1 pseudogene is annotated in these 389 nt (G+C 70.2%); it reads right to left on the bottom strand.

Going from position 1 to position 389, the window contains the following annotated elements:
• Positions 1 to 281, bottom strand: a pseudogene (locus tag I6F37_RS44270) (LuxR family transcriptional regulator); the annotation flags it as partial.
• Between the last annotated feature and the right edge of the window lie 108 nt (positions 282 to 389).

The following is a 389-nucleotide window of genomic DNA, read 5'->3' as shown; positions in this document are numbered from 1 at the left end:
GTGCGATTCCCCCTGGTCAGCACAGCGAACCGGTCCGCCACCCGATCGGCGAGCTCAGCCGGCGTGAGCGTTGTCAATCGGGCCGCAGCAAGCACGAGCGCCAGCGGAATGCCATCCAGCCGCCGGCAGATCGCCGACACCGCGACGAGGTCGTCGAGCGTGGTCACCAAGCCTGGAGCCACACCCTCGGCCCGATCGAGGAACAGGCGCGCGGCCGGAACGTCCGGCACATCCGCCAACGGCGTGCGCGGCTCAGGCACTGGCAGGGGATGCACCGGCACTTGGACCTCGCCGGGCACGGCCAGGGCTTGACGGCTCGTGGCAAGGACCCGCACGGAGGGGCATCGGGCGAGAATTTGTTCTGCCACGGACGCCACGGCGTCGATGAG

This window comes from Bradyrhizobium sp. NBAIM08 (assembly GCF_020193935.1).
GTDB classification, from domain to species: domain Bacteria; phylum Pseudomonadota; class Alphaproteobacteria; order Rhizobiales; family Xanthobacteraceae; genus Bradyrhizobium; species Bradyrhizobium yuanmingense.
This window is presented reverse-complemented; position numbering and strand designations above follow the sequence as displayed.